The 4,149-nt window shown below is 45.6% G+C and carries 5 protein-coding genes; all 5 read right to left on the bottom strand.

The window, feature by feature from the left end:
• Window positions 1-155: 155 nt before the first annotated feature.
• Entirely contained in the window at window positions 156-2,255 is a 2,100-nt protein-coding gene (gene fusA / locus UA76_RS06420; protein WP_047044143.1) for an elongation factor G, read from the bottom strand.
• A 149-nt stretch (window positions 2,256-2,404) separates the two neighbouring features.
• Window positions 2,405-2,875, bottom strand: coding sequence for a 30S ribosomal protein S7 (gene rpsG / locus UA76_RS06415; RefSeq protein WP_047044141.1), 471 nt, complete (start codon window positions 2,873-2,875; stop codon window positions 2,405-2,407).
• A gap of 97 nt (window positions 2,876-2,972) precedes the next feature.
• Window positions 2,973-3,347: a 30S ribosomal protein S12 gene (gene rpsL / locus UA76_RS06410; protein ID WP_004399892.1), complete on the bottom strand. Its 375-nt coding sequence runs from the start codon at window positions 3,345-3,347 to the stop codon at window positions 2,973-2,975.
• Window positions 3,348-3,525: 178 nt separating this feature from the next.
• Window positions 3,526-3,801 (bottom strand): sulfurtransferase complex subunit TusB, encoded by a 276-nt coding sequence (gene tusB, locus UA76_RS06405; RefSeq protein WP_047044129.1) that lies wholly within the window; start codon window positions 3,799-3,801, stop codon window positions 3,526-3,528.
• A 9-nt stretch (window positions 3,802-3,810) separates the two neighbouring features.
• Window positions 3,811-4,149: sulfurtransferase complex subunit TusC (gene tusC, locus UA76_RS06400; protein WP_047044128.1), on the bottom strand; the 339-nt coding region annotated here is incomplete at its 5' end.

Here is a 4,149-nt window from a genome sequence, read left to right as displayed (position 1 = left end):
CGATCGTGTTCCTTCCTAGTTATGATTCGCCGCGATCATTATTGACCGGGACGCGCCAGAATTTGCTATTTTATGCGCCAACGTCCGTTAGCGCAATATTTGGACGCATTGATCTTTAAAAAAGTCACTAACTTTTTACAGATCAATACGACGTATTAGTAACCACGCTCTGCAATAATTGCATCAGCAAAGTTCTTAGACACTTCAGCGTACTCATTAAACTCCATAGAGTAAGAAGCACGACCTTGTGTTGCAGAACGTAGGTCTGTTGCGTAACCAAACATTTCAGACAGTGGTACTTGAGCACGGATGATCTTAAGACCAGCAACGCCCTCATCCATACCCTCGATTAGGCCGCGACGACGGTTAAGGTCGCCAACAACATCACCCATCCAATCTTCAGGAGTAGTTACTTCAACATTCATCATAGGCTCAAGAAGAACAGGCTGAGCTTCTAGTGCACCTTTTCTGAACGCCATTGAGCCAGCGATCTTAAACGCCATCTCGTTAGAGTCAACATCGTGGTAAGAACCGTCGAACAGTGTTGCTTTAATATCTAGAACAGGATAACCCGCTAGAACACCACTGTTCATTTGCTCTTCGATACCTTTCGCTACCGAACTGATGTATTCCTTAGGAACCACACCGCCCACAATTTCATCGACAAAGACAAAACCTTCGCCATGCTCCGCTGGCTCTAGTTTAATCCATACGTGACCGTATTGACCGCGACCGCCAGATTGGCGAACGAACTTACCTTCCACTTCCGCGCTACCACGGATAGTTTCACGGTAAGCAACTTGAGGTTTACCCACGTTACAGTCAACGCTGAATTCACGCTTCATTCGATCAACGATAATATCTAGGTGTAGCTCACCCATACCAGAGATCAATGTTTGTCCGGTTTCGTCATCCGTTTCAACACGGAATGACGGGTCTTCCGCAGCCAGTTTGCCTAGCGCAACACCCATCTTTTCTTGGTCTGCTTTTGAGCGAGGCTCAACCGCAATTTGAATAACAGGCTCAGGGAATTCCATACGCTCTAGAATAACTTTATGGTTTTGATCACAAAGCGTATCACCTGTTGTTACTTCTTTAAGACCGATTGCCGCAGCAATGTCGCCCGCGCGAACTTCTTTCACTTCTTCACGCTTGTTTGAGTGCATCTGTACGATACGACCAAAACGCTCTTTTTTCTGCTTCACAGAGTTGTAAACAGAGTCACCAGAGTTTACGACACCCGAGTAAACGCGCATGAAGGTTAGAGTGCCTACAAACGGGTCTGTTGCGATCTTAAATGCCAATGCTGAGAACGGTTCGTTGTCGTCTGCATGACGCTCAACTTCCGCTTCATTTTCGTCAACACCCTTGATTGCAGGAACGTCAATTGGAGAAGGTAGGAACTCAACAACAGCATCCAGAACCGCTTGTACACCTTTGTTTTTGAACGCACTACCACAAGTAGCCAGTACGATTTCATTGTTCAGTGTACGAGTACGCAGTGCTTGCTTGATTTCAGCTTCAGTCAATTCACCTTCTTCAAGGTACTTGTCCATTAGCTCTTCGCTTGCTTCCGCCGCAGCTTCAACTAAGTTGTTGCGCCACTCTTCTGCTTCTTCAAGCATATCTGCCGGGATGTCTTCGTACGTGAAGGTCATACCTTGGTCAGCTTCATTCCAGTTGATTGCCTTCATCTTGATTAGGTCAACCACACCACGGAAATCTTCTTCAGCACCGATGTTTAGCTGAATTGGCACTGGGTTTGCGCCTAAGCGGTTTTTGATTTGATCAACAACGCGTAGGAAATCAGCACCTGCACGGTCCATCTTGTTCACAAACACCATACGTGGAACTTGGTATTTGTCTGCTTGACGCCATACAGTTTCAGATTGAGGTTCAACGCCCGATGAACCACAGAAAACAACAACTGCACCATCCAGTACGCGCAAAGAACGCTCTACTTCGATAGTAAAGTCTACGTGTCCAGGGGTGTCGATGATGTTGATACGGTGATCTTGGAATTGTGCTTCCATACCACGCCAGAATGTCGTGGTAGCAGCAGAAGTGATAGTGATACCACGTTCTTGCTCTTGCTCCATCCAGTCCATGGTCGCTGCACCATCGTGAACTTCGCCGATTTTATGAGAAAGGCCGGTATAGAACAGAATGCGTTCACTGGTTGTGGTTTTACCAGCGTCTACGTGCGCTACGATACCGATATTACGGTAACGCTCAATGGGAGTTTTACGAGCCACGATTGAATCCTCTTATACTTAGAGAGTTAGGGACTATTGCTATGTCTATGACAGCAAATTTTGCTATCCCCTAGATATAGCAATAGTTCCTAGCTTGCGCATAGGAACTAAAGAAGTGCTGCAAGGAACCTTGCAGCACTGAAAAGGTATTACCAACGGTAATGTGCGAACGCTTTGTTTGCGTCAGCCATGCGGTGAACGTCTTCACGTTTCTTAACCGCAGTACCTTTGTTCTCAGACGCGTCTAGCATTTCAGCAGCTAGGCGTTGAGCCATAGATTTTTCACCACGCTTACGCGCAGCTTCAACTACCCAACGCATAGCAAGTGCGTTACGGCGAACCGGACGTACTTCTACAGGTACTTGGTAAGTTGAACCACCTACACGGCGAGATTTAACCTCTACCGCTGGGCGAACATTTTCAAGAGCTTCTTCAAATACAGCTAAGTGATCTTTACCAGATTTCTCAGCCATTGTGTCTAGTGCAGTGTAAACGATTTTCTCTGCAGTAGATTTCTTACCGTCAACCATAAGGATGTTAACGAATTTTGCCAGCAGTTCTGATTTGAACTTTGGATCTGGAAGGATCTTACGCTGACCGATGACGCGACGACGTGGCATGGATTTTCTCCGTTGTCTTCTTCAGGTTATCCAAAACTTTTCAGTTTCTTCAAAAATTAAAATTAATTTAGTGTTTGGCCTTACTTAACGGATACCATTAAGATTTTGGACGCTTAACACCGTACTTAGAACGACCTTGTTTACGGTCGTTAACGCCAGCACAGTCTAGTGCGCCGCGAACTGTGTGGTAACGAACACCCGGAAGGTCTTTTACACGACCGCCACGGATTAGAACAACACTGTGCTCTTGAAGGTTGTGACCTTCACCGCCGATGTACGAAGTTACTTCGAAACCGTTAGTTAGACGTACACGACATACTTTACGTAGTGCCGAGTTAGGTTTTTTAGGTGTAGTAGTGTAAACACGAGTACATACACCACGTTTTTGTGGACACGCTTCTAGTGCAGGCACGTTGCTTTTAACAACTTGCTTTGCACGAGGCTTACGTACCAACTGGTTAATAGTTGCCATTAACTAGCTCCTGAAATTTACTTAAAAGTAAGCTTTGTGAAAAATCTATCCCAAATGCATCTAGTACAAATAGGGACGCAAAATTCTATTCAGCAGTGAGAGGTGTGTCAAGAAATATACAGATCTTTTTTGCTCAATAAGCATACTTTGGAAGGTAAGCGAGAGGATTTGGGGCAAGTTAGCCCCAAGTCACTGAAGAATCGTGCTCTGCAGTCAAGTTAACAAAGCCGACATAATTGACGATTTTGCACGACTCACTAGCAAAGTCTAAGTAGCCGCGAGCAGCGAGATCCTCTTCCAACACACAAGTGTTGCATGATGTTATCAGTTGATGCTGCTTGTGCTTTGCAGAAGACGCATAGATGGCATCTTCGATAAGTAGGAGGGTATCCCCTTCAGAATACAAGCGACTGGCCTGTTCTAGCATCTCTAGTGATTTTACGATATGCAGCATGGTCGCCTCTTAAAAGGTTAGTACTTTATTCGATTGAGCCAAAAGCACCTTAACTTGTTCGCTCTCAACCGCTTCGACATCAATCATCAAGTCACTTGAGCTCAACCCTCTTTCGGCAAGCGATTCCTGGCAAACATAAACTTGCTCAATATCGTAAAGGTCGAAAAGCTTAAACATTGGGGCATAGTCTTTTAGCTTTGTCGATTGAGCGGATTGGCCGGCGAGTAATTGATATACCCCATCTCCTATAAACACCACACAAATGTCTTCTGTGTATGCTGAGGCGGCTAATAGTGCATCGACTCCCTCACGACCAGATGCGCAGCCATGCGGTGACGAAGTAAATAC

It is taken from the genome of Vibrio mexicanus (assembly GCF_001012815.1).
GTDB lineage: Bacteria > Pseudomonadota > Gammaproteobacteria > Enterobacterales > Vibrionaceae > Vibrio > Vibrio mexicanus.
This window is presented reverse-complemented; position numbering and strand designations above follow the sequence as displayed.

What these genes read in the sequence shown, in the direction of transcription:
- rpsL (WP_004399892.1), bottom strand. Translation starts at nt 3,347, where the DNA reads ATGGCAACTATTAACCAGTTGGTACGTAAGCCTCGTGCAAAGCAAGTT.
- rpsG (WP_047044141.1), bottom strand. Translation starts at nt 2,875, where the DNA reads ATGCCACGTCGTCGCGTCATCGGTCAGCGTAAGATCCTTCCAGATCCA.
- tusB (WP_047044129.1), bottom strand. Translation starts at nt 3,801, where the DNA reads ATGCTGCATATCGTAAAATCACTAGAGATGCTAGAACAGGCCAGTCGC.